Here is a 22,103-nt window from a genome sequence, read left to right as displayed (position 1 = left end):
ATAACCCTTAGAAGTTGTCAGTGGAGGTGAACACGCCGACCCGGAGGCCTTCGGCGGTGTAGATTTCGCGACCGTCGACAGTGACCGAACCGTCGGCGATGGCCAGGTTCAGCTTGCCCTTGAGGACGCGCTTGATATGAATGTTATAGGTGACTTTCTTGGCGGTCGGCAGGACCTGGCCGAAGAATTTCACTTCGCCCGAACCCAGCGCACGGCCACGGCCCGGCAAGCCTTGCCAGCCCAGGAAGAAACCGACCAGTTGCCACATGGCGTCGAGGCCCAGGCAGCCCGGCATCACCGGATCGCCTTCGAAGTGGCAGGCGAAGAACCACAGGTCCGGATTGATATCCAGCTCGGCGACCAATTCACCTTTGCCGTACTTGCCACCTTCTTCGCTGATCAGGGTGATGCGATCAACCATCAGCATGTTCGGGGCGGGCAGTTGCGCGTTACCAGGGCCGAACAGCTCACCGCGACTGCAGCGCAGCAGGTCTTCCCGGGTAAAGGCGTTTTGTTTGGTCATGCGAGCTCCTCAATAGTCCCATGCGGCAGGTGGGGCAAATCTTCCCGGCCGATCGAAGCGTTCATGCCTCGAACCGGCAGCCTACTCATAGACTATTGCGTTGTGGTGAAAGTCACAGCACCAAGGACATGAATGTACACTTGTGCACTGAAATTTTTATTCAAGCCCCTTTTCGGGCCTGTTCGGGTGCTTAAGACTGCCGCACTTTCGCCTTTCACGCCAGTCGCAGATAGTCGAAAGGCCTGTACTACTGCACCCATCGTTGCAGAATTTGCTGCAGATCAGTCCGTTTGAACGGCTTGGCCAGGTAATCGTTCATACCCGCCGACAGACAGGCTTCGCGGTCGCCCTGCAAGGCGTTGGCGGTCAGGGCGATGATCGGCAGGTCGGTGCAACCGGGTAGTTGACGGATCTGCCGGGTGGCTTCATAGCCATCGATGATCGGCAAGCGGCAATCCATCAGGATCGCTTCGAAAATCAGGCTCTCGGCACTGCGTACCGCCTGCGCGCCGTCGGCGACGACACTGACCTTGAAGCCCAGGCTGCGCAACATGGCTTCGATGACGGTCTGGTTGACCAGGTTGTCTTCGACCAGCAGCACATTGCGTCCTTCGCCGTCGCTGTTGCGAGATTGCGCGCGAGGGGGCAACAGCGGTTGTGTCTGCTGGTGCAGTGCCAGGGGAATTTCCAGGGTGAACACCGAACCGCGGCCTTCCTCACTCTGCGCGCGCAAGGTGCCACCCATGCGTTCGGCCAGGGTACGGGCAATCGGCAGGCCCAGCCCCGTGCCACCGTAGCGTCTGGAGATAGAGCTGTCGGCCTGCTGGAACGCGTTGAACATCAATTCCAGGCTTTGCGCCGGGATGCCGATGCCGCTGTCGCGCACGGTGCAGGTGAACCACAGCAACTCGTGGTCCAGCGACTGCCACTGCGCCTCGATGGTGACGCGGCCCTGCTCCGTGAACTTCAGCGCATTGCCAACCAGGTTGACCAGTATCTGTCGGATACGCGTCGGGTCGCCCTTGACCTGCAAGCCGCGCATGTCGTCGGGGATCATCAGTTGCAGGTCCAGACCGCGTTGCGCGGCGCTGTGCTGGAACGACTGGGCGCAACTGCCGATCAGGTCGGCGAGGTTGAACGCAATGTGCTCCAGTTCCAGCTCCGAACGTTCGATCCGCGAGAAATCCAGAATGTCGTTGATGACCTTGAGCAAGTGCTCGGTGGATTCCGAGGCCAGCGCCGCGTACTCCACCTGTTCCTCGGTCATGTCGGTGGTTTCCAGCAACTGCAGCATGCCCAGTACGCCATTCATTGGCGTGCGCAGTTCATGGCTCATCATGGCGAGGAAATCGGATTTGGCGTTGTTGGCCTTTTCCGCTTCTTCGCGGGTCTGGATCAGCTGCGCCATGGCTTGATGCTGTTCGCGGCTGGCCTGCTCGAGACCGCTGGCGAGGTTGTTGATGTGTTGCGACAGCGCCCCCAGCTCGGTGTCGTCGACAATGGGCAGTGGTGTCTTGTAGTCGCCGTCCTGGATCGCCTTGACCGCATTACCGATATCACGGATCGGTTGCGACAGGCTGCCCGCCAGACGCCGGGCCACGAGGAAGGTAAACAGCAGGGCAAACAGCGCCAGGATGGCGGCCTTGAGCACGATTTCCTGCTGGCGCCGGCTGAAGGCATCGTTGGACAGCCCGACGATCACCCGGCCCAGATAGTCTTCGACAGGGGCCACGGTGGCGGTTTTGCTGCTCTGGAAAAAATCATTGTGCAACGCGATGCGCTGGAGCCGTATCGGTGCCTGGAACACTTCGAGTTGTTGCGCGCGATTGTGGTGTTCGTTCGGTTGTTCGATGTACACCAGAACCCGGTTGGCGCTGTCCTGGATTTCCAGAAAGCTCACGTTGGGTGTGGCCAGCGTCGCTTTGAGCAAGGTTTCGAGCACTTCGATGTTGCCCGAAATCACTCCGTATTCGGTGGCCGGGGCCAGTTGATTGGCGATCAACTGGCCAGTGTGAGTGATTTCCTGACGAAGATCCTGGATGCGCACGAACGTGAAGAAGCTGATCAGCAACAAGGTCAGCAGCAGCGCAGGGCCGAGGCTGATGAGTTGGGTACGGGTGTTGATGTCCCAGCGACGGCGCAGGTTCATGGGCGGCGTTCTCCTTCAGCCAGCAGTGTGGCGACAGACGCTTCGTTTATCTGTTCGATACCCAATGAACGCGCCACCTGCGGATTGCTCGCGACCTTGAATCGATGGGGGTAGTACGTGCGCGGCCAGGTGGCCGGTGGCCGGTCGAGCAATTCGTCGAGGACCGCCAGCCAGTCGCTCTGATCGCTATAGGTGCTGGCCAGGCTCCCGGCCTTGACGAACCCTGCGTTGGGTCCGATCAGCGCCACTTGCCGCGAGTAGCTGCTCAGCAGCAGGTTCTTTGCGGTTTGCGGGTTGTACAGGTCGGCATCGTCCAGGCCCAGCAACACGTCGCTGTTATTTAGCAGGGCCTGTAATGGACGACTGTCGTGAATGTTGTCCCAGCGCTGGGTGACCACCTCAAGACCCAGGGGGAGGGCGGCCTGTCGCAGCTCATTCAAGAGGAATTCACTGTGGGTGTCGTAGAGCACGCCGATGCGTCTGGCTTGAGGCAACAGGGTGCGGGTCAAGCGCAACTGGCGGTCCACTGGTGGATCGCTCCATAGCAGACAAAGGCGCGCCGGCAACGTGTTGTTCAAGCGTTGCCGGGCTTGCAGGCGGCTGATGCGCAAGACGAGTGTCGCCGGGCCCTGGGTGTTCTGCAGGCGCCAGTCGAGGCTGGGCAGGTCGAGCAGTATCAAGCGGATGTTTTCCGGCAGCTTGTCCGGTATCGGCATTTTGGCCAGTGTCTGGAAGCGTACGTTATCGCGTGGTCGCAACTCGCTCAGGGCCTGGGTAAACGCCCGCACAGCGGGGCTGTCTTCGGCCCCCGTGAGCAAAATGTCGGCTGCATTACTCGCCAGACTGCCCAGCAGGCCGCTTGTCAGCAGGCAAAGTATGGCCAGCAGCCGACCCAGGGTCGGCATTCTGCAGGCCGGACGATTCGGCATCTAAAGCTCGAGCTCCGCGCTGAAATACATCACGTGGCGCTGGTCATAATTGTTGTCGATGAAGGTGGTCGGCTGATTGTCCAGCCGTTGCTGGAGCACGCCGGCCAGTTCCAGGCTGGCCTTGCCCAAGGCGATACGTTTGGCGATGCGCGCATCGACCCGTTCGAAGCGGTAGCCGTTGAGGGCGTCATCGCCATAATAGAAAAGCGCACTGTTCCAGCCCTGGCCCCAATCCCGCAGCCATCCGGCCGAGCCACTGTTGCTTGCAGTCTGCCTGGCATCCAGCGGATTGCTGGCGTCGGCATCGACGTAGGCATAGGTCAGTCGCAGGCGATCGCGGCTGCCGACACGCCAGTCGAGTTGGGTTTCGATCCCCGAAAAGCGCGCCTTGTTGGCGTTGCTGGCGATGTACTGATTGTTGCGCAGCGGTTCACTGATCATGCCGGTGATTTCGTCGTGGAACAGCTTCACGTCGAGCGCCAGCCCCTGTTCGGGAAAGTAGCCGTTGTAACCCAGCTCCCGGGAGCGCATGTGCTCTTGATCGAGGTCGCCGGGGCCGCGGGTCTTGACGAAATAGCGGGCGCTGGACTGGCCAAAGGCGCCGGGCTTGAGGTTGGTGACCTGATAACTCCAGTTGACGTTGTTCTCGAACATGTCCGGTGAGCGGACGGCCTCGGAGTACACCGCACGCAAGCCGTGGCGCGGGTTGATCAGGTAGTTGACCGCCATGCGAGGTGTCAGCGAGCTGCCGATCAACCGGGTGTCCTCGAACATGGCACCGCCTTGCAGCAGCCAGTGTTCGGTGGCACGCCACTCGAACTGGCCGAATGCCCGCCAAGTCGAGTCATCGAGAGTGCCATTGAAGTAGGTCTCGGAATCCGCCCGGTCGTAACGATAGTTCAAACCGCTGACCAGCCGCAGGTTATCGGCAAGGCTCAGGGTGTCCTGCAGTTCGAGGTCGTAGCGCGATTCCCGGGTACTCTGGTCGATGTCGCCGCAAACGGTCTGGCTCGCGCCGTTGCGCCATTGATTGAGTACCTGGTTGGCCAGTGCCTGCTCGGCGGGCGTGCCGGCCGGCGCACCAGGACCGATGAAACGCGTGATATTGCGGGCCAGGCGTTCGGTGTAGTTCGGGTTCAATTGCCAGAGTTCGGTCAGTTGCGGGCTGAACGAAATTTCCGCGTCGCAGGCGCGCCAGGTTTGCTGGCGATCCCAGTGTTGCGCCGAACCCTGGATATAAAGGCTGTGGTCGGGATTGATGTCCAGGTTCCAGCGCAATGAACCGGCGTAGTCCTTGGCGGTGACGTCGGAGTCGTTGCCCGCGCGGGTAATCCCCGGGAACACCGGGCGGTAGGTATAAGGCCGCTGGTTGGTGCCGTCCTTGGCATTCAATTGCCAATCGAGGCTTTGCCGTTCGTCGAGGCTCTGGCTGACGGCGAGATTGAAGCGATCGAGGCGACGGCTGTCATGGTAGTCCACGCCGGTTCGATCGGTGTCGAAGCCGTCGTCTTGCTGGCCGGACAGGGACAGGCGCATGTCACCATCCTCCCAGCCCATGCCCTGGCTGGCGTAAAAGTCGTTGATGCCGCGCTGGCCCCGGGTGACCTTCATGCGCGTACCGTGACTGTCGGCCGGCCGCCGGGTAATGATGTTGACCACTGCCATCAGGGCATTGGCGCCGTAACTGACGGTATTCGGTCCGCGAAAGACTTCGATGCGCTCGATGTCCTCCATGGCCACCGGAATGTCGCTCCAGTCCACGGTGGCCAGGCCGGCGCGATATACCGAGCGTCCGTCGATCAGTACTTGCATGCGTCGCGCTTCAGTCGCGTTGGTGCCGTGGTAATTCACCGCGGCCTGGTTGCCGTTGATGTTGCCGACCATCATCCCCGGCACCAGGCGCAGCAGTTCGCTGATGTCGCGGGCACCGCTGGCGTGGATCAGGGCGCTGTCGATTACCGTCATGCTTCCCGGCACGGCCGCCGGCGACTGCTTCAGGCGCGTGGCGGTGAGCACTTGCGGCAGCGGTTCGCTGTCCAGGAACAAGTCGTCGGCCAGCACCGGCGAGCTGAAAATCAGCGCCAGTACCAGAGGCGAATGCGGTGAAGGAGAGCCCGGAGACACAACTGATCCCTGTCAGTGATTGATGGCGCGCATGTTAACCGAGCCGAATGACTTTTCCATTCACGATGTCTGCATTTTCCTCGGTTTTATTGGTCTTCTTCCTACAGGTGCAGGTATTTGATGTCGGGGCTGGCCGCCGATGGGCTGCCCCGTATAATGCCGACATCGCCACTGGTATGGATTAACGGATTGCATATGACTGAACAGCGCCCGATTGCGGTCCTGGGAGGCGGAAGTTTTGGAACCGCCGTGGCTAATCTGCTGGCCGAGAACGGGCATCAGGTCCTTCAGTGGATGCGTGACCCCGAACAGGCCGAGGCCATTCGGGTCAATCGCGAGAACCCGCGTTACCTCAAAGGCATCAAGATTCTGCCCGGCGTCACGCCGGTCACCGACCTGCAAGCCACCCTGGACGCCTGTGACCTGTGTTTTGTCGCATTGCCCTCCAGTGCGCTGCGCTCGGTGCTGGTGCCGCACGCCGAACGCTTGACCGGCAAATTGCTGGTGAGCCTGACCAAAGGCATCGAAGCCCACACGTTCAAGTTGATGAGCGAGATCCTCGAAGAGATCGCCCCGCAGGCGCGCATCGGCGTCCTGTCCGGACCCAACCTGGCCCGTGAAATCGCCGAACATGCACTGACCGCCACGGTGGTCGCCAGTGAAGACGAAGAACTCTGCCAGCAGGTTCAGGCCGCGCTGCACGGGCGCACCTTTCGTGTGTATGCCAGCGCCGACCGTTTCGGCGTGGAGTTGGGCGGTGCGTTGAAAAACGTCTACGCGATCATCGCGGGCATGGCGGTGGCGCTGGGCATGGGGGAAAATACCAAGAGCATGCTGATTACCCGGGCATTGGCGGAAATGACCCGCTTTGCGGTGAATCAGGGCGCCAACCCGATGACCTTCCTGGGCCTGGCGGGCGTGGGCGATCTGATCGTGACCTGTTCGTCGCCCAAGAGCCGCAACTATCAGGTTGGTTTCGCCCTCGGCCAGGGCCTGAGCCTGGACGAGGCGGTCACGCGCCTGGGTGAAGTCGCCGAAGGGGTCAACACCCTTAAAGTGCTCAAGGCCAAGGCCCAGGAGGTTGGCGTGTACATGCCGCTGGTCGCCGGGCTGCACGCGATCCTGTTCGAGGGCCGCACGCTGGAGCAGGTCATCGGTCTGTTAATGCGTGGCGAGCCGAAAACCGACGTCGACTTTATTTCCACCAGTGGTTTCAACTAATCACGCTTGCCAGAAAAGCAGGGAGTTGCGCATGAACGATCCAAAAGTAGAAGCCAGGTACGAGTCGATCCTGCTGCGGGTGCTGTGGATGATCCTCTTCGTGCTGGTGTGGCAAGTGGCGCAGTTCATCCTCGGCGCCGTCGTGCTGGTGCAGTTGATCTATCGTTTGTTCTATGGCGCCCCAAGCGCCAGCTTGATGAATTTCGGCGACAGCCTGAGCCAGTTTCTGGCGCAGATCGGTCGTTTCGGCAGCTTTCACAGCGACCAGAAGCCCTGGCCGTTCGCCGACTGGCCGACGCCGCGTACACCGGAAGGTGAGGCGCCGCATGTCGTGGCACCGGCACCCCATCCGGCCCGAGATGAGGAACCCAAGCTATGAAACTCTGGGTATTGCGTCATGGTGAAGCTGTACCGCACGGCTCCCGCCCCCACGATTCGGAGCGGGAGCTGACGGACCACGGTCGTAAGGAAGTGCTGCGCAGCGCCGAGCAGTTGATGGGGAAGCCGCTGACGGCGATCTATGCCAGCCCGTACCTGCGAGCGCAGGAGACCGCGCATCTGGTGCGCGAGGTTTTGGGGTTCGAGCCGGAGATCCGCACCGTCGAGTGGCTGACGCCGGACACCGAGCCGGACAAGGTCGCCGAGCAAATGGTGGCGGTGAGCGATGTCCTGCTGGTCAGCCACAATCCGCTGGTGGGGAATTTGTTGAGTTACTTGCAACATGGCGCGGGACATCCACCGGAGCGGGTCAGCACCGCCGGCCTGGCCGAACTCGAGAGCAATGAGTTGTTGGTCGGGTCGATGAGGCTGAACAGCATCAAGCACCCATAAAAGCAAAGATCGCAGCCTGCGGCAGCTCCTACAAGATGCACGCCATTTCCATGTAGGAGCTGCCGCAGGCTGCGATCTTTTGATTTTGGTTTTCTGTTAAAAAATCAACCAAGCACTTGCTTGGTTGGCTACGCTTGCTCCAGACCAAAATCACAGGAGCGAGTCGCATGTCTGCTGCTTTTCGTTTGCCGCTGGATGTTTTCTACGAGCGTGAGGCCCGTCATCCCCGCCAGCGCTTTCTGGTCCAGCCTGTCGGAGGCGGCCAGGTCGAGACCTTGACCTGGGCCGACGTCGGTCATCAGGCACGCTGTGCAGCCCACTGGCTGCGAGCGCGGGAACTGCCGCAGGGCAGCCATATCGCCCTGATCTCGAAGAACTGTGCGCACTGGATCATTGCCGACCTGGCGATCTGGATGGCCGGGCATGTCTCGGTGCCGTTGTACCCCAATCTCACCGCCGAGACCGTTGCCCAGGTACTCGAACATTCGGAGGCGGCGCTGGCATTCATCGGCAAGCTCGACGACTGGCCGGGCATGTCCCGTGGCGTCAGCCCCGACCTGCCGACCATCAGCCTGCCCCTGCATCCTCCCGGCGACTTTGATTTCAGTTGGGACGACCTGCAACGCAACTCGCCGATCCAGGACAATCCCAAGCCTGCCGCCGATCAACTGGCGACCATCATCTACACTTCCGGCACCACGGGCATGCCCAAGGGCGTGATGCACAGCTTCGGCAATCTGGGGTTCGCCACCACACGCGGCACTGCGTTGTTCGGCCTCAACGAGTCTGACCGGCTATTGTCCTACCTGCCGCTGTGTCACGTTGCCGAGCGGATGTTCGTCGAACTGGCGTCGATCTATACCGGCCAAACGGTGTTTTTCGCCGAGAGCCTCGATACCTTCCTCACCGACCTGCAGCGTGCGCGCCCGACCGCACTGTTTGGCGTGCCGCGCATCTGGACCAAATTCCAGATGGGCGTGTACAGCAAGATCCCGGCAAAACGTCTCGACTTCCTGCTCGGCCTGCCGATCATCGGCAAACGGGTCGGGCATAAAGTCCTCGCCGGGTTGGGGCTGGATGCGTTGCGCATCGCGTTGTCCGGCGCAGCTCCGGTGCCGCAGACCTTGTTGCAGTGGTACCGCAAACTGGGACTGGACGTGCTGGAGGTCTACGGCATGACCGAGAGTTGCGGCTATTCCCACATCGGCATGCCGGGCCAGAACAAACCGGGCTGGATCGGCAAGCCGTGTCCGGAAGTCGAAGTGCGGATCGCCGAGACGGGGGAGGTCATGGTGCGCAGTGGTGCGACCATGCTCGGGTATTACAAGGAGCCGGAAAAAACCGCCGACACCATTACCGAGGACGGCTTCCTGCGCACCGGCGACAAGGGCGAGGAGGATGCCGAAGGCAATTTGCGCTTGACCGGGCGCCTGAAGGAAATTTTCAAGACCAGCAAAGGCAAGTACGTGGCTCCGGCACCGATTGAAAATCGCCTGGCCGTGCATTCGCGCATCGAACAGGTTTGCGTGGTGGGCGATGGCTTGAGTGCGCCGCTGGGTTTGTGCGTGTTGTCGGCGGTCGGCCAGCAGGATGCCGGCGGGGCTGCGCGCGCCGGCCTGCATTCGAGCCTGGAAAAACTGCTGGAAGAGGTCAACGGCGCCCTCGACAAGCATGAACAACTGCGGCGCCTGGTGGTGGTCAAGGACAGTTGGGCCGTGGAAAACGGCTTTCTCACCCCGACCCTGAAGATCAAGCGCAACGTGATCGAAGCGGCTTACGGTGAGCGCTTTGAGGAATGGAGCGAGCGCAGCGAAGCGGTGCTGTGGCAGGATTGATCCACGAACAAAACCAACGAGGAACCTCTGCGATGAGCCTGTGGCGCACCACCCCGAACATCGAGCAGTTGAACGCAATCCAGAAAAACACCATTGGCGAAGTGCTGGACATCCGTTTCGAAGCCTTCGACGAAGAGTCCCTGACCGCCAGCATGGTCGTCGATCACCGCACCCATCAGCCTTACGGCTTGCTGCATGGCGGTGCCTCGGTGGTGCTGGCCGAATCGGTCGGCTCGATGGCCAGCTACCTGTGCATCGATGCCAGCAAATTCTATTGCGTGGGCCTGGAAATCAACGCCAACCATTTGCGCGGCCTGCGCAGCGGACGGGTGACGGCGGTGGCCAAGCCGATCCACATCGGCCGCACGACCCATGTCTGGGATATTCGCCTGACCAGCGATGAGGGCAAGGCCAGTTGTGTGTCGCGACTGACCATGGCCGTGGTGCCGTTGGGGGAGAACCCGCCGGCGCGTTGAGGATTTGAAATCAAAAGATCGCAGCCTGCGGCAGCTCCTACCACCATTCCTGGTAGTTATGGTCATTGCTGTAGGACGCGGTCTTGCGGACAATCAACGCCTGTTCTCGCTCATGGATTTGCAGGTATGTCGCAACAGATCTTTTTCGCCCACGCCAATGGTTTTCCTTCGGGGACCTACGGCAAGTTGTTTGCGGCGCTGGCACCCGAGTTTCAGGTGACGCATCTGGAGCAGCACGCCCACGACCCGCGTTTCCCGGCGGACGACAACTGGTACAACCTGGTGGATGAGCTGATCCATCACCTGCAACAACAGGCCGAGCCTGTGTGGGGTGTCGGTCACTCGTTCGGTGGCGTGTTGCACCTGCATGCGGCTTTGCGCTGCCCTGAGTTGTATCGCGGGGTGGTGATGCTCGATTCGCCAGTGCTGACCCGAACCGACCAATGGGTCATACGGGCGGCCAAACGCTTCGGTTTCATCGACCGCTTGACCCCGGCCGGGCGTACCCTGGGCCGCCGTGAAGAATTCGCCGACCTGGAAAGCGCCCGGAAGTATTTCGCCGGTAAAACCCTGTTTCGCGGCTTCGACCCGGAATGCTTCGATGCCTACCTGCAACACGGCTTGCACCAGGTCGGCGACAAGCTGCGCCTGCGCTTCGACCCGGCCACGGAAATCAGCATCTATCGCGGCGTGCCGCACACAAGCCCAGGCAGCACCCGGCAGTTGCAAGTGCCGCTGGCGGTGGTGCGCGGGCACAACAGCCGCGTGGTGATGCGCCATCACGCCAGTTCGGTGGACCGCCTGCCGCTGGGCGAGTCGTTGACCATGCCCGGCGGCCACATGTTTCCGCTCGAACGTCCCCTTGATACCGCTGACATGCTCAAAGGCCTGTTCTACCGCTGGGGCGGCCGTCGACAACAGGATTGCGCATGAGCCACGCCGTCGAAGAAGTCCGCCTGAGCCTGCCGCACATCGAACTGGCGGCACACCTGTTCGGTCCCGAAGACGGTTTGCCGGTGATTGCCCTGCATGGCTGGCTGGACAACGCCAACAGCTTTGCCCGCCTGGCACCGAAACTCAAAGGCCTGCGCATCATCGCGCTGGACATGGCCGGTCACGGCCATTCCGGGCATCGCCCGCCGGGCGCTGGTTACGCCATGTGGGACTATGCCCACGATGTGCTGCAAGTCGCCGAACAGCTTGGCCTGCGCAAATTTGCGCTGATGGGGCATTCGATGGGCGCCATTGCTTCGTTGATCATCGCCGGGTCGATGCCCGAGCGGGTCACCCACCTGGCGTTGATCGACGGCATCATTCCTCCTACAGACAAAGGTGAAAACGCTGCCGAGCGCATGGGCATGGCCCTGCAGGCGCAACTGGACCTGCGGGAAAAGCGCAAACCGGTCTACGACACCCTCGACCGAGCCATCGAAGCGCGCATGAAGGGCCTGGTGGCGGTCAGCCGCGAGGCCGCTGAACTGCTGGCTCAGCGTGGCCTGATGCCGGTGCCGGGCGGTTACACCTGGCGCACCGACAATCGCCTCACGCTGCCATCGCCGCTGCGTCTTACCACCGAACAGGCCATGGCCTTCGTCCAGCGGATCAAGTGTCCTGCAACACTGGTGGTCGCCGCCGACGGCATGCTCGCCAAACACCCTGAATTGCTGGAGCGTCTACCCTTTAGCCGGGAACAGCTGCCAGGCGGCCACCATTTGCACCTCAATGACGAGTCCGGTGCCGATCTTGTCGCAGACTGTTTCAATCGGTTTTTCGCCATTCCTTGACTTGCGCCGGGCAACTGTCGAGGCTGGGCGGGTTGAAAAGGGAGACAACCATGATAGACCTCTACACCGCTGCGACCCCGAATGGCCACAAGGTCTCTATCGTGCTCGAGGAACTCGGCCTGCCCTACACGGTGCATGCCTTGAGTTTCGACAAAAAGGAGCAGAAGTCCGCGGACTTCCTCAAGATCAACCCCAATGGCCGGATTCCGGCGATTGTCGATCGCGCCAACGGCGACTTCGCCGTGTTCGAATCCGGCGCCATCCTGATTTACCTCGCTGAACAGACCGGAAAACTGATGCCATCGGACCCGAAGGGACGTTCGCTGGTATTGCAGTGGCTGATGTTCCAGATGGGCGGGATCGGCCCGATGCAGGGCCAGGCCAATGTGTTCTTCCGCTACTTTCCGGAAAAACTCCAGGGCGCCATCGACCGCTATCAGCATGAAACCCGTCGCCTCTACGAAGTGCTCGACACGCAGTTGCAAAGCGTGGAATTCCTCGCCGATCAGTACAGCATTGCCGACATCGCCACCTTTCCCTGGGTGCGCGGTTACGAGTGGTCGGGCGTCTCGGTGGAGGGCTTGACAGCGTTGCAACGCTGGATGGCAACCATGGAGGCCCGGCCCGCGGTGCAGCGTGGTCTGCAGGTACCCAAACGCGCCGATGAAGCCAGTATTATCAAGGGCGCCCAGGCCATGCTGATCCGATGAGTCTATCCATGCGTTCATTCAGTTTGCTGGTGCTGTGCGGTTTCAGTCCCTTGTTGTTCGCCGCCGATGTTCCGGGCAGTCAGGACCTGCCGATAGTGCCGCGCATGGTCGACGCCCAGATTGTCGACTATCGCCCCGCCGCCGAACTGGAGCGGATCTACCCGTTGGGCTCGATCCGTAAAATCAGTGGCCAGTTACGTTTCGACGGTCAGGTCAGCGCCCGCGGCAACGTCACTTCGGTGACCTACGAGTTGCCACCGGAGCATTCATCCATCGAGGCGTTCACCGCTGCCCGCGAGGCCTTGCAACAGCAGGACGCCGGGTTGCTCTTTTGGTGCCAGGCGCGCGATTGCGGCGAAAGCAGCCTCTGGGCCAATGAAGTCTTCGGCAACGCCAAGCTGTACGGCGCCGACGATCAACAAGCCTATCTGCTGCTGCGACTTGCCGCTCCAAGGGACAACACGCTCATCGCGCTGTACAGCATCACCCGGGGTAATCGCAAAGCCTACCTGCATGTCGAGCAGTTCGAAGCTTCGACACCGCTGGGCGAGTTGTTGCCGACCTCAGCGACCTTGCTGCGTGAACTCAAGAGCACCGGCGAGCTCGATTTTTCCACGTTGAACAGCGCTCCTGACGAGACCTGGCTACGCCTGATTTCTCGCGGACTGAATCTGGACGCCACCTTGCGGGTCAGCATTTCCGGAGCTAACGCCGAAGCCTGGCGTCAGGCACTGATTGGCCAGGGCGTGCGTGCCGCGCGGATGGAAACCGGCAGTGCCGAAGGCTCTGGCCTGCACATCGAGCTATTGCGCTAGGCTGTACCGGGCGAACGTGCAAGCTGCGTTCGCCTACTCTTTTGCTGACTGACTTTTTTCGAGACTTTTGATGATCAATAACGATCGCCTGTTGGTGCAGATCCTGCTCGTGGTGTTGTTCGGCGCGAGCTTCTGGGTGATGGCGCCGTTCTGGTCGGCGATGTTCTGGGGCGCAGTCCTGGCGTTTGCCAGTTGGCCGCTGATGCGCTTGCTGACCCGCTGGCTCAATGGCCGCGAGTCGCTGGCGGCGGCATTGCTGACGCTGGGCTGGATGGTGCTGGTAGCGGCACCCTTGGTGTGGCTGGGTTTCAACCTTGCCGATCATGTGCGCGATGCCACGGCATTCATCAAGGATGCCCAGGTTGAGGGCCTGCCCGAAGCGCCGCTGTGGCTGGGTTCGATTCCCCTGGTGGGCGGGCGGCTGGTGGGGATCTGGAACAGCATCGATGAGCAGGGCGCGGCGATGATGGTGTCGCTCAAGCCTTATCTGGGGCAGGTGGGTAATTGGTTGCTGGCGCGCAGCGCGCAGATCGGCGGCGGTATTCTCGAGCTGACCCTGAGCGTCGTCTTCGTGTTCTTTTTCTATCGTGACGGGCCGCGCCTGGCGGCGTTTGTACACACGTTGCTGGAGCGACTGATCGGTCAGCGGGCCGGCTATTACATCGAACTGGTGGCGGGCACGGTTCAGCGCGTGGTGAACGGCGTGATCGGCACCGCGGCGGCCCAGGCGATCCTGGCGCTGATCGGGTTCCTGATTGCCGGCGTACCGGGTGCGCTGGTGCTTGGCATTGTGACGTTCATGCTCAGCCTGATCCCGATGGGTCCGCCGCTGGTGTGGATTCCGGCGACCGCGTGGCTGGCCTGGAAAGGCGAGTACGGGATGGCCATATTCCTCGGGATCTGGGGCACATTCGTCATCAGCGGTGTCGACAACGTGCTCAAGCCGTACCTGATCAGTCGTGGCGGTAATCTGCCGTTGGTCATCGTGCTACTTGGGGTGTTTGGCGGGTTGATTGCCTTTGGTTTCATCGGCCTGTTCATTGGCCCGACATTGCTGGCGGTGGCCTACAGCCTGTTGATCGACTGGAGCACCACTCAGGCGCGGGCTGACGATCGCCGGCCCTGAGATTTGCATTGGGTTAAAGGGCCTCTTCGCGAGCAGGCTCGCTCCCACATTGATCTGGGTTGATCACAAGACCCGTGTGGGAGCGAGCCTGCTCGCGAAGCAAGCGACTCGGTTTATCCGACTGGATACTTAAATCAGGTCGCCACGTTCAGGTGCTTGCCCACGCTCGCCACATTATCGAGCGAATACTGCTTGCTCAGGTTGGCGATCATTTTCTGCAATGCGTCGTTGACGCTCGCCTGATCGGAAGTGCTGCCGGTGTTCTGCTCGCGACCGGCCTGCAGGGCTGCCTTGAGTTCATCACTGCTGACGCCACCGCTGCTGTCGCTGTCCAGCGCCTTGAGCAGCGCGGCACTGGTGTCGGTGCTGGTCGGCGAGTTGCTGTTGCTGGCCTGCAACGCGCTGCTCAGTTCGGTCGCGCTGACGCTGGCATCACTGTCGGCATCGAGCTGGCTGAACAGTTCGTCGCTGGTGGCTTGTTGTGGCGGTGGTGGCGGAGGAGCCATCGCGGCCATTTCTTCGCCGCTCAGGCTGCCACTGCCATCGCTGTCGAGGTCGGCGAAATTTTTGCTCAGGTTGACCAGCAAACCGTCGTCGGATTTCTGCGACAAGGCACTCTTGAGCTCATCCTGATCGACCGTGCCGTCACTGTTGCTGTCGAGTTTGGCCAGCAAGTCCTTCTGGAATTGCTGGCTGCGGGCGCTGTTGGTTGTGGTGCTGCTGATGCTGGTACTGGTGAAATTCGAGTAATTGCTGCTGATGCTACCGATCATCGGGCTCACTCCCTGGAAAGATAAACCGGTGGTGTACCGGCTTATGCAGACTCGAGGGGCGAGTTGTCGTGGGTATGTGGGGTTTGTATCGAGAGCTACACATGGCTGTCAGCCCCACCGAAAACCCTGTGGGAGCGGATGGGGGTCAGATACGCGGCAGGCGAATCACAGCCGTCAGGCCACCGCCCGGGGTTTCTTCCAGTGTCAGCTGCCCGCCCATTCGTTGCGCGGCCTCCCGGGCAATGGTCATGCCCAGGCCAACCCCACCGGAATTGCGATTGCGCGAGCCTTCAAGGCGAAAGAAGGGTTCGAACACCGCTTCACGTTGTTCCGGGGCGATGCCCGGGCCATGGTCGATGACCCGAATCACCAGCTGTTCACGATGGTCTTGCAGGGTAATCAGCGCCTGTCCGGCATAGCGCAGGGCGTTGTCCATCAGGTTGTTGATGCAAGAGCGCAAGGCCATTGGCTGCACTTGCAGGGGGGCGCAGTGGCCACTGGTCTGGACGTTCGCACCCTGGTCCTGGGCATTTTCGCTCAGGGATTCCACCAACGCCTGCACGTCCATCCACTGCGGAGCTTCGCTGGTGCGTTGTTCATGCAGATAGGTGAGGGTGGCGTCGAGCATGCTGATCATGTCGTCGAGGTCCTGGCGCATCTGGCCTTGCAGCTTGTCGTCGTCGATTTTCTCCAGCCGCAGCTTGAGCCGCGACAGCGGCGTACGCAGGTCGTGGGACACGGCGCCGAGCATGCGCGAGCGCTGCTTGACCTGTTCCAGGATGCGGCGCTGCATTTTGTTGAACGTGTGCGCCGCTTGCCGCGCTTCCCGTGGTCCCGATTCATCCAGTGGCGGGCTGTCGAGGTCTTCGCTCAAGCGCTCGGCCGCGTCGCTCAGGCGCTGGATCGGCCGGCTCAGCAGTTTGGCGCCGTACCAGGCGGCAATGATCAGTGAGACGAACTGAAATGTCAGGGGCACCAGGGGGCCGCCGAACCACGGCCGTGGTGGCCGTTTCTCGAAGTTTGGGTTCTGTGGCGGGCGTGGCCCGTCCCGGCCCTCGGAAAACTCCGGTGGAGGCGGCGGTGGCGGCGGGCCGTAATGGTGGAACCAGGCAAAGGCCAGCAGATGCGCGAGGATAATCGCCAGCAACAGCACGCCAAACAGGCGGCCGAACAGCGTATCGAAGCGCCCGCGCATCAGCCGATGTCTCGGGCATCGAACAGGTAACCCTCGCCGCGAACGGTCTTGATCAACTGCGGAGCCTTGGGATCGTCGCCGAGTTTCTGGCGCAGGCGCGACACCAGCAGGTCGATGCTGCGATCAAAGGCTTCAATCGAACGACCGCGAGCGGCGTCCAGCAGTTGTTCCCGGCTGAGCACGCGGCGCGGACGTTCGATAAACACCCAGAGCAGGCGGAATTCGGCGTTGGACAGCGGCACCACCAGGCCATCGACGGCAATCAGTTGCCGCAGCACGCTGTTCAGGCGCCAATTGTCGAAACGAATGTTCGCCCGCTGTTCGCTGCGGTCATCGCGCACCCGACGCAGGATGGTCTGGATTCGCGCCACCAGCTCGCGGGGCTCGAACGGCTTGGCCATGTAGTCGTCGGCACCGAGTTCGAGGCCGATGATCCGGTCGGTGGGTTCGCAACGGGCGGTGAGCATCAGGATCGGGATGTCCGACTCGGCGCGCAGCCAGCGGCACAGCGACAGACCGTCTTCACCGGGCAGCATCAGGTCGAGCACCACCACGTCGAAATGCTCCGCCTGCATCGCCAGGCGCATTGCGGCACCATCGGTGACGCCGCTGGCGTGGATGTTGAACCGGGCCAGGTAGTCGATCATCAATTCGCGGATCGGGACGTCATCGTCGACGATCAGGGCGCGAATGCTCCAGCGTTTGTCATCACCGGGCGTCTTTTGGTCGTCGTTCACGGGTGCTTGGGTGTTGTGCATGCGTGCGTTCATCTGCCAGGTAGGCTGCCAACCACAAAGATAGGCTGCGAGGTTGTGGTTCCAGCATAGGCGTCCGGCCCAGAGGCGGGAAGTGCTGTTGCAAGGACCTGTTGCGGTTGCCGAGGGTAGCGGGCCAGGGTGTTGCCGGCGTGTCGTGTGTGTATCGAACTCGACACAATGGCCTCAAGGGCTAGTCTTGCCTGAGCCGTCGCGACGATTTACCGATCATCGGGTCCCGCAGCGGCGCTGGTTCCGCTACAATGCGCGCCGATTTCGACTTGCCTGAGAGCCCACTCATGTCCGCCTGCCAGACTCCCATCATCGTCGCCCTGGATTTCCCTACCCGTGACGCCGCACTGAAGCTGGCCGATCAGTTGGACCCGAAGCTGTGCCGGGTCAAAGTCGGTAAGGAACTGTTCACCAGTTGCGCTTCGGAAATCGTCGGTACCCTGCGCGACAAGGGTTTCGAAGTGTTCCTGGACCTCAAGTTCCACGACATCCCGAACACCACCGCGATGGCCGTCAAGGCGGCTGCGGAAATGGGCGTGTGGATGGTCAACGTGCATTGCTCCGGCGGCCTGCGCATGATGGCTGCGTGCCGTGAAGTGCTGGATCAGCGCACCGGTCCTAAACCACTGCTGATCGGCGTGACCGTGTTGACCAGCATGGAGCGTGAAGATCTGGCGGGCATCGGCCTGGACATCGAGCCGCAAGAGCAGGTGCTGCGCCTGGCCGCCCTGGCGGAAAAAGCCGGGATGGACGGCCTGGTGTGCTCGGCCCTGGAAGCCCAGGCGCTGAAAGCGGCGCACCCGTCGCTGCAACTGGTGACCCCGGGGATTCGTCCGGCGGGCAGCGCCCAGGACGATCAGCGCCGCATTCTGACGCCACGTCAGGCGCTGGATGCCGGTTCCGACTATCTGGTGATCGGCCGTCCGATCAGCCAGGCGGCGGATCCAGCCAAGGCATTGGCCTCGGTCGTGGCCGAACTGGCCTGATCAGACACCGCAGAACCAAATGTGGGAGCGGGCTTGCTCGCGAAGAGGGCGTGTCAGTCGACATCAGTATCGACTGATCCACCGCTTTCGCGAGCAAGCCCGCTCCCACAGTGGTTTTGTGGTCACTTCAACTGTTGAGTCAAACCTTCAACACCAACTTCCCGAAATTCTCGCCGCTGAACAATTTCATCAGCGTCTCCGGGAAGGTCTCCAGTCCTTCGACGATGTCTTCCTTGCTCTTGAGTTGCCCCTTGGCCATCCAGCCGGCCATTTCCTGGGCGGCGCTGGCGTACTGGGCGGCGTAGTCCATCACCACAAAACCTTCCATGCGCGCGCGGTTCACCAGCAGTGACAGGTAGTTGGCCGGGCCCTTGACCGCTTCCTTGTTGTTGTACTGGCTGATGGCACCGCAAATCACCACCCGCGCCTTCATGTTCAGGCGGCTCAACACCGCGTCGAGAATGTCGCCACCCACGTTATCGAAATAAACGTCGACGCCTTTCGGGCACTCGCGCTTGAGACCGGCGAGGACGTCTTCGCTCTTGTAGTCGATAGCGCCATCGAAACCCAGTTCATCGATCAGGAACTTGCACTTGTCGGCGCCGCCGGCGATGCCAACCACCCGGCAGCCTTTGATCTTGGCGATCTGCCCGGCGATGCTGCCCACGGCGCCGGCTGCGCCCGACAACACCACGGTGTCACCGGCCTTCGGAGCACCGACGTCGAGCAGGGCGAAGTACGCCGTCATCCCGGTCATGCCCAGCGCGGACAAGTAACGTGGCAGCGGTGCCAGTTTCGGATCGACCTTGTAGAAGCCTCGCGGCTCGCCGAGGAAGAAATCCTGCACGCCCAGGGCGCCGTTGACGTAATCCCCGACCGCGAACCCCGGGTTGTTCGAGGCAATGACTTTGCCCACACCCAAGGCGCGCATGACTTCGCCGAGCCCGACCGGCGGGATGTAGGACTTGCCCTCGTTCATCCAGCCGCGCATGGCCGGGTCCAGGGACAGGTATTGGTTTTGAACCAGGATCTGACCCGCCGCCGGCTCGCCGACCGGTACTTCCTGGTAGGTGAATGTCTCACGGGTCGCCGCGCCAACCGGACGTTTGGCGAGCAGGAATTGGCGATTGGTCTGGGAGGTCATGGCAGGCACTCAAGATGAATGAAGCTTTGTTGATAGCCCGTCAGCGCCGATGCCGCAAGTTCGGCTGATGCGGCGAATGCAGGTTGATCCAGTGCAGTGATAGTTGGTACAGCAGTCCCATCACTGCAACTCATGGGCGCCCAACCGGAGCCTTGATAGTGCTGCCGTGTTCAAGACCTCCATGGCTAGACTGGTCCTACGCGATTCCCCGCATTCTTCTTTTCGAGGACATAACAATGAGCATGACGTTTTCCGGTCAGGTGGTCGTGGTGACAGGCGGGGCGGCCGGTATTGGCCGCGCGACCGCCCAGGCATTTGCCGCCGAGGGCCTGAAGGTCGTGGTGGCCGATATGGACGTGGCGGGCGGCGAGGGCACAGTGGCGCTGATTCGTACAGCCGGTGGCGAAGCGACCTTCGTGCGCTGCAACGTCACCCTGGAAAGCGATGTAAAAAATCTGATGGAGGAGGTGATCAATACATACGGTCGCCTCGACTATGCCTTCAACAATGCCGGCATCGAAATCGAGAAAGGCAAGTTGGCCGAAGGTACGCTCGACGAGTTCGACGCGATCATGGGCGTCAACGTCAAAGGTGTCTGGCTGTGCATGAAATACCAGTTGCCGCTGCTGCTGGCGCAAGGGGGCGGCGCGATCGTCAATACGGCATCGGTGGCCGGTCTTGGGGCGGCGCCGAAAATGAGCATCTACGCAGCCTCTAAACATGCGGTGATTGGCCTGACCAAGTCGGCGGCCATTGAATACGCCAAGAAAAAGATCCGGGTCAACGCGGTGTGCCCGGCGGTGATCGACACGGATATGTTCCGCCGCGCCTATGAAGCCGACCCGAAAAAAGGCGAGTTCGCCAACGCCATGCATCCGGTCGGTCGCATCGGCAAAGTCGAAGAGATCGCCAGCGCGGTGCTGTACCTGTGCAGCGATGGCGCGGCGTTCACTACCGGCCATTCGCTGGCGGTGGATGGTGGTGTTACTGCGTTCTAAAGCAACGCATCGCTACCAAAGAAGCGTTGCAACCTGTGGGAGCGAGCCTGCTCGCGAAGAGGGTGTATCAGTCGACATTAACGTTGGCTGACACACCGCTTTCGCGAGCAAGCCCGCTCCCACTTTTTTTGGGTTCCGTTAAAGGGCCAGGGATTGTGTTTCAAATGATTAGATCCAATGGTTTTGGCGGCGTTGTCGCACATGTCTTCGAACACTCCTGTGATTAACTGCTTCTCGCAAAATCAACAGGAGTTTGCTTGCTCATGGAATTGAGAATCGACCGACAGGCGCTGGTGCCCGTCGTACAGCAAATTGTTGACGCGCTGACCTGCTGGCTTCATTCCAGCGGGGTATCGCCCGGTACGCGCCTGCCTTCGGTGCGACAGATCGCGCGGATCAATTTGCTCAGTCAGTTAAGCGTCGTTCAGGCCTGCGAACGCCTGGTGGCGCAGGGGGTGCTGGTGTCAGGTCATGGGGCCGGCTATATGGTTGCCGACCCGGCATTGGTCACAGACGCAAAGCACGAGCCTGCCTGGTTCGAGGGGGCTGAGCCCGAGACAGGGCCCTGTTCGACCGAGTTGAGGCTGGGCTGTGGCGGGCTGCCTGAAAGCTGGCGCGAGACAGACGATCTGATTTACGCGATTCGGCAAGTCAGTCGTACCGACACGGCCAGCCTGTTCAACTACAGCACGCCGCTGGGGTTGCCAGCCTTGCGACAACAGATCCTCAAGCACCTTCGGCAGCTGGACATCCGGGCGCAGGACAACCGGATCATGACCACGGCGGGTGCCAGTCAGGGGCTCGACCTGATTGTGCGGTCACTGTTCAAGGCCGGTGACTGTGTGGTCGTGGAGAGTCCCGGTTATCCGGTGCTGTTCGATCTGCTCAGGCTGCACGGCATCCACATGGTCGAAGTACCGCGAACACCGTGCGGGCCGGACGTGGACGTGCTCGAATCGGTGCTGGTCAAACACCGGCCTCAAGGGCTGCTGATCAATAGCTTCTATCACAACCCGACCGGCAGCAGCCTTGCACCGGTGGTGGCGCGCCGCGTGCTGCAGCTGGCCAGGACCTTTGGCGTGCAGGTGATCGAAGACGACGTTTATGCGGATTTGCACAGCGGTACCGGTATGCGTCTGGCTGCGCTGGACGACAACGTGATCTACGTGGGCAGCTTTTCCAAGACCCTCAGCAGTTCCTTGCGGGTCGGTTTCGTGGTGGCTGGTGCCGAAGTCATTACGCGCCTGGCGGAGGTCAAGATGATCAGTGGCATGGGCACCTCGCGTTTTTGCGAGTCGGTGCTGGCGTGCCTGTTGGCTAACGGTGCCTACCGCAAACTGGTGCAGCGTCAGCGCCAACGCTTGAACTGCGACCGGCTGGCGGTGTTGCAATTGCTCGAGGATGCCGAATGGGAAGTTTTCGGCAAGCCGGCGGGAGGCTTGTTCATCTGGGCACGATCACGAATGTCCGACTTCGATAAGGTGCGGACCCAGGCACGGCGCCTGGGTGTATTGCTGTCATCGAAGACCGCCTTCAACCCTTCGGGAGCGGCCAGTGACTGGCAGCGCATCAACGTGGCATATGCCTGCGACCCGCGTGCCCGGGCGTTCTTTCAGGCCACTGCCCGGGATCGACCTCAAGCGTTCTGAAAACGACGTTGACGTAGCTTTTTGCCATTATTCCGGCGCCAGAGCCTTGTGTTGCCACTGGCCCGTTG

Annotated in this window: 21 protein-coding genes; 13 read left to right on the top strand and 8 right to left on the bottom strand. The window is 61.3% G+C overall.

Annotation, left to right across the window (positions count from 1 at the left end):
• Window positions 1–7 precede the first annotated feature (7 nt).
• The 4 genes from fabA to AC3IP0_RS21460 all read right to left on the bottom strand — a co-directional run bounded on the left by fabA (window position 8) and on the right by AC3IP0_RS21460 (window position 5,725).
• Window positions 8–523, bottom strand: a complete 516-nt coding sequence (fabA, locus tag AC3IP0_RS21475) for a 3-hydroxyacyl-[acyl-carrier-protein] dehydratase FabA (protein ID WP_003227150.1) — start codon at window positions 521–523, stop codon at window positions 8–10.
• Window positions 524–770: 247 nt separating this feature from the next.
• On the bottom strand, window positions 771–2,672 hold the full coding sequence (locus AC3IP0_RS21470) for an ATP-binding protein (RefSeq protein WP_489316922.1): 1,902 nt from the start codon (window positions 2,670–2,672) through the stop codon (window positions 771–773).
• Window positions 2,669–3,601, bottom strand: a complete 933-nt coding sequence (locus tag AC3IP0_RS21465; protein ID WP_489316921.1) for an ABC transporter substrate-binding protein — start codon at window positions 3,599–3,601, stop codon at window positions 2,669–2,671. Before AC3IP0_RS21465 ends, AC3IP0_RS21470 begins: the two co-directional genes overlap by 4 nt.
• Window positions 3,602–5,725: a TonB-dependent receptor plug domain-containing protein gene (locus tag AC3IP0_RS21460; RefSeq protein WP_489316920.1), complete on the bottom strand. Its 2,124-nt coding sequence runs from the start codon at window positions 5,723–5,725 to the stop codon at window positions 3,602–3,604.
• A gap of 195 nt (window positions 5,726–5,920) precedes the next feature.
• Between AC3IP0_RS21460 and AC3IP0_RS21455 the strand changes: the two genes are divergently transcribed.
• The 10 genes from AC3IP0_RS21455 (at window position 5,921) to AC3IP0_RS21410 (ending at window position 14,523) form a co-directional block, all read left to right on the top strand.
• A complete protein-coding gene (locus tag AC3IP0_RS21455; protein WP_046042990.1) occupies window positions 5,921–6,946 on the top strand; it encodes an NAD(P)H-dependent glycerol-3-phosphate dehydrogenase in 1,026 nt (341 codons plus the stop codon).
• A 31-nt stretch (window positions 6,947–6,977) separates the two neighbouring features.
• Window positions 6,978–7,325 carry a DUF4389 domain-containing protein gene (locus tag AC3IP0_RS21450; RefSeq protein WP_489316919.1) on the top strand — a complete coding sequence of 116 codons (348 nt, stop codon included), beginning with the start codon at window positions 6,978–6,980 and terminating at the stop codon, window positions 7,323–7,325.
• Window positions 7,322–7,777, top strand: a complete 456-nt coding sequence (gene sixA, locus AC3IP0_RS21445; protein ID WP_489316918.1) for a phosphohistidine phosphatase SixA — start codon at window positions 7,322–7,324, stop codon at window positions 7,775–7,777. The genes AC3IP0_RS21450 and sixA overlap by 4 nt, the downstream gene beginning before the upstream one ends.
• Before the next feature lie 167 nt (window positions 7,778–7,944).
• Complete coding sequence (locus AC3IP0_RS21440; protein WP_489325848.1) at window positions 7,945–9,612, top strand: AMP-binding protein; 1,668 nt, start codon at window positions 7,945–7,947, stop codon at window positions 9,610–9,612.
• A 32-nt stretch (window positions 9,613–9,644) separates the two neighbouring features.
• A complete protein-coding gene (locus tag AC3IP0_RS21435; protein ID WP_489325846.1) occupies window positions 9,645–10,088 on the top strand; it encodes a hotdog fold thioesterase in 444 nt (147 codons plus the stop codon).
• A gap of 126 nt (window positions 10,089–10,214) precedes the next feature.
• On the top strand, window positions 10,215–11,021 hold the full coding sequence (locus AC3IP0_RS21430; protein ID WP_046042984.1) for an alpha/beta fold hydrolase: 807 nt from the start codon (window positions 10,215–10,217) through the stop codon (window positions 11,019–11,021).
• Window positions 11,018–11,872 (top strand): alpha/beta hydrolase, encoded by an 855-nt coding sequence (locus tag AC3IP0_RS21425; protein WP_489316916.1) that lies wholly within the window; start codon window positions 11,018–11,020, stop codon window positions 11,870–11,872. The genes AC3IP0_RS21430 and AC3IP0_RS21425 overlap by 4 nt, the downstream gene beginning before the upstream one ends.
• A gap of 50 nt (window positions 11,873–11,922) precedes the next feature.
• Complete coding sequence (locus AC3IP0_RS21420; protein ID WP_489316915.1) at window positions 11,923–12,582, top strand: glutathione S-transferase family protein; 660 nt, start codon at window positions 11,923–11,925, stop codon at window positions 12,580–12,582.
• An 8-nt stretch (window positions 12,583–12,590) separates the two neighbouring features.
• Window positions 12,591–13,397, top strand: a complete 807-nt coding sequence (locus AC3IP0_RS21415) for a DUF4892 domain-containing protein (RefSeq protein WP_489316914.1) — start codon at window positions 12,591–12,593, stop codon at window positions 13,395–13,397.
• A gap of 70 nt (window positions 13,398–13,467) precedes the next feature.
• Window positions 13,468–14,523: an AI-2E family transporter gene (locus AC3IP0_RS21410; RefSeq protein WP_489316913.1), complete on the top strand. Its 1,056-nt coding sequence runs from the start codon at window positions 13,468–13,470 to the stop codon at window positions 14,521–14,523.
• 134 nt (window positions 14,524–14,657) lie between these two features.
• Here the strand turns inward: AC3IP0_RS21410 and xopAW are convergent, their stop codons facing one another.
• From xopAW to AC3IP0_RS21395, 3 genes are all read right to left on the bottom strand, one after another.
• Complete coding sequence (gene xopAW, locus AC3IP0_RS21405; protein WP_489325844.1) at window positions 14,658–15,296, bottom strand: XopAW family type III secretion system calcium-binding effector; 639 nt, start codon at window positions 15,294–15,296, stop codon at window positions 14,658–14,660.
• Between the two features lie 145 nt (window positions 15,297–15,441).
• Entirely contained in the window at window positions 15,442–16,491 is a 1,050-nt protein-coding gene (locus AC3IP0_RS21400) for a sensor histidine kinase (RefSeq protein WP_489325843.1), read from the bottom strand.
• Window positions 16,491–17,249, bottom strand: coding sequence for a response regulator (locus AC3IP0_RS21395; RefSeq protein WP_150758400.1), 759 nt, complete (start codon window positions 17,247–17,249; stop codon window positions 16,491–16,493). Before AC3IP0_RS21395 ends, AC3IP0_RS21400 begins: the two co-directional genes overlap by 1 nt.
• A 296-nt stretch (window positions 17,250–17,545) precedes the next feature.
• Here AC3IP0_RS21395 and pyrF point away from each other — a divergent pair, with 296 nt between their 5' ends.
• Window positions 17,546–18,244 carry an orotidine-5'-phosphate decarboxylase gene (gene pyrF / locus AC3IP0_RS21390; RefSeq protein ID WP_008016546.1) on the top strand — a complete coding sequence of 233 codons (699 nt, stop codon included), beginning with the start codon at window positions 17,546–17,548 and terminating at the stop codon, window positions 18,242–18,244.
• Between the two features lie 139 nt (window positions 18,245–18,383).
• On the opposite strand, the gene AC3IP0_RS21385 is transcribed toward pyrF, so the two are convergent.
• A complete protein-coding gene (locus tag AC3IP0_RS21385; protein WP_489325841.1) occupies window positions 18,384–19,388 on the bottom strand; it encodes an NADP-dependent oxidoreductase in 1,005 nt (334 codons plus the stop codon).
• Window positions 19,389–19,624: 236 nt separating this feature from the next.
• Between AC3IP0_RS21385 and AC3IP0_RS21380 the strand changes: the two genes are divergently transcribed.
• Window positions 19,625–20,386, top strand: coding sequence for an SDR family oxidoreductase (locus tag AC3IP0_RS21380; RefSeq protein WP_046037522.1), 762 nt, complete (start codon window positions 19,625–19,627; stop codon window positions 20,384–20,386).
• 263 nt (window positions 20,387–20,649) lie between these two features.
• Window positions 20,650–22,035: an aminotransferase-like domain-containing protein gene (locus tag AC3IP0_RS21375; RefSeq protein WP_489316908.1), complete on the top strand. Its 1,386-nt coding sequence runs from the start codon at window positions 20,650–20,652 to the stop codon at window positions 22,033–22,035.
• Window positions 22,036–22,103: the final 68 nt, after the last annotated feature.

It is taken from the genome of Pseudomonas sp. GL_103, assembly GCF_057835175.1.
The sequence above is the reverse complement of the archived record's forward strand: the minus strand, read 5'-3'. Positions and strand labels throughout refer to the sequence as shown.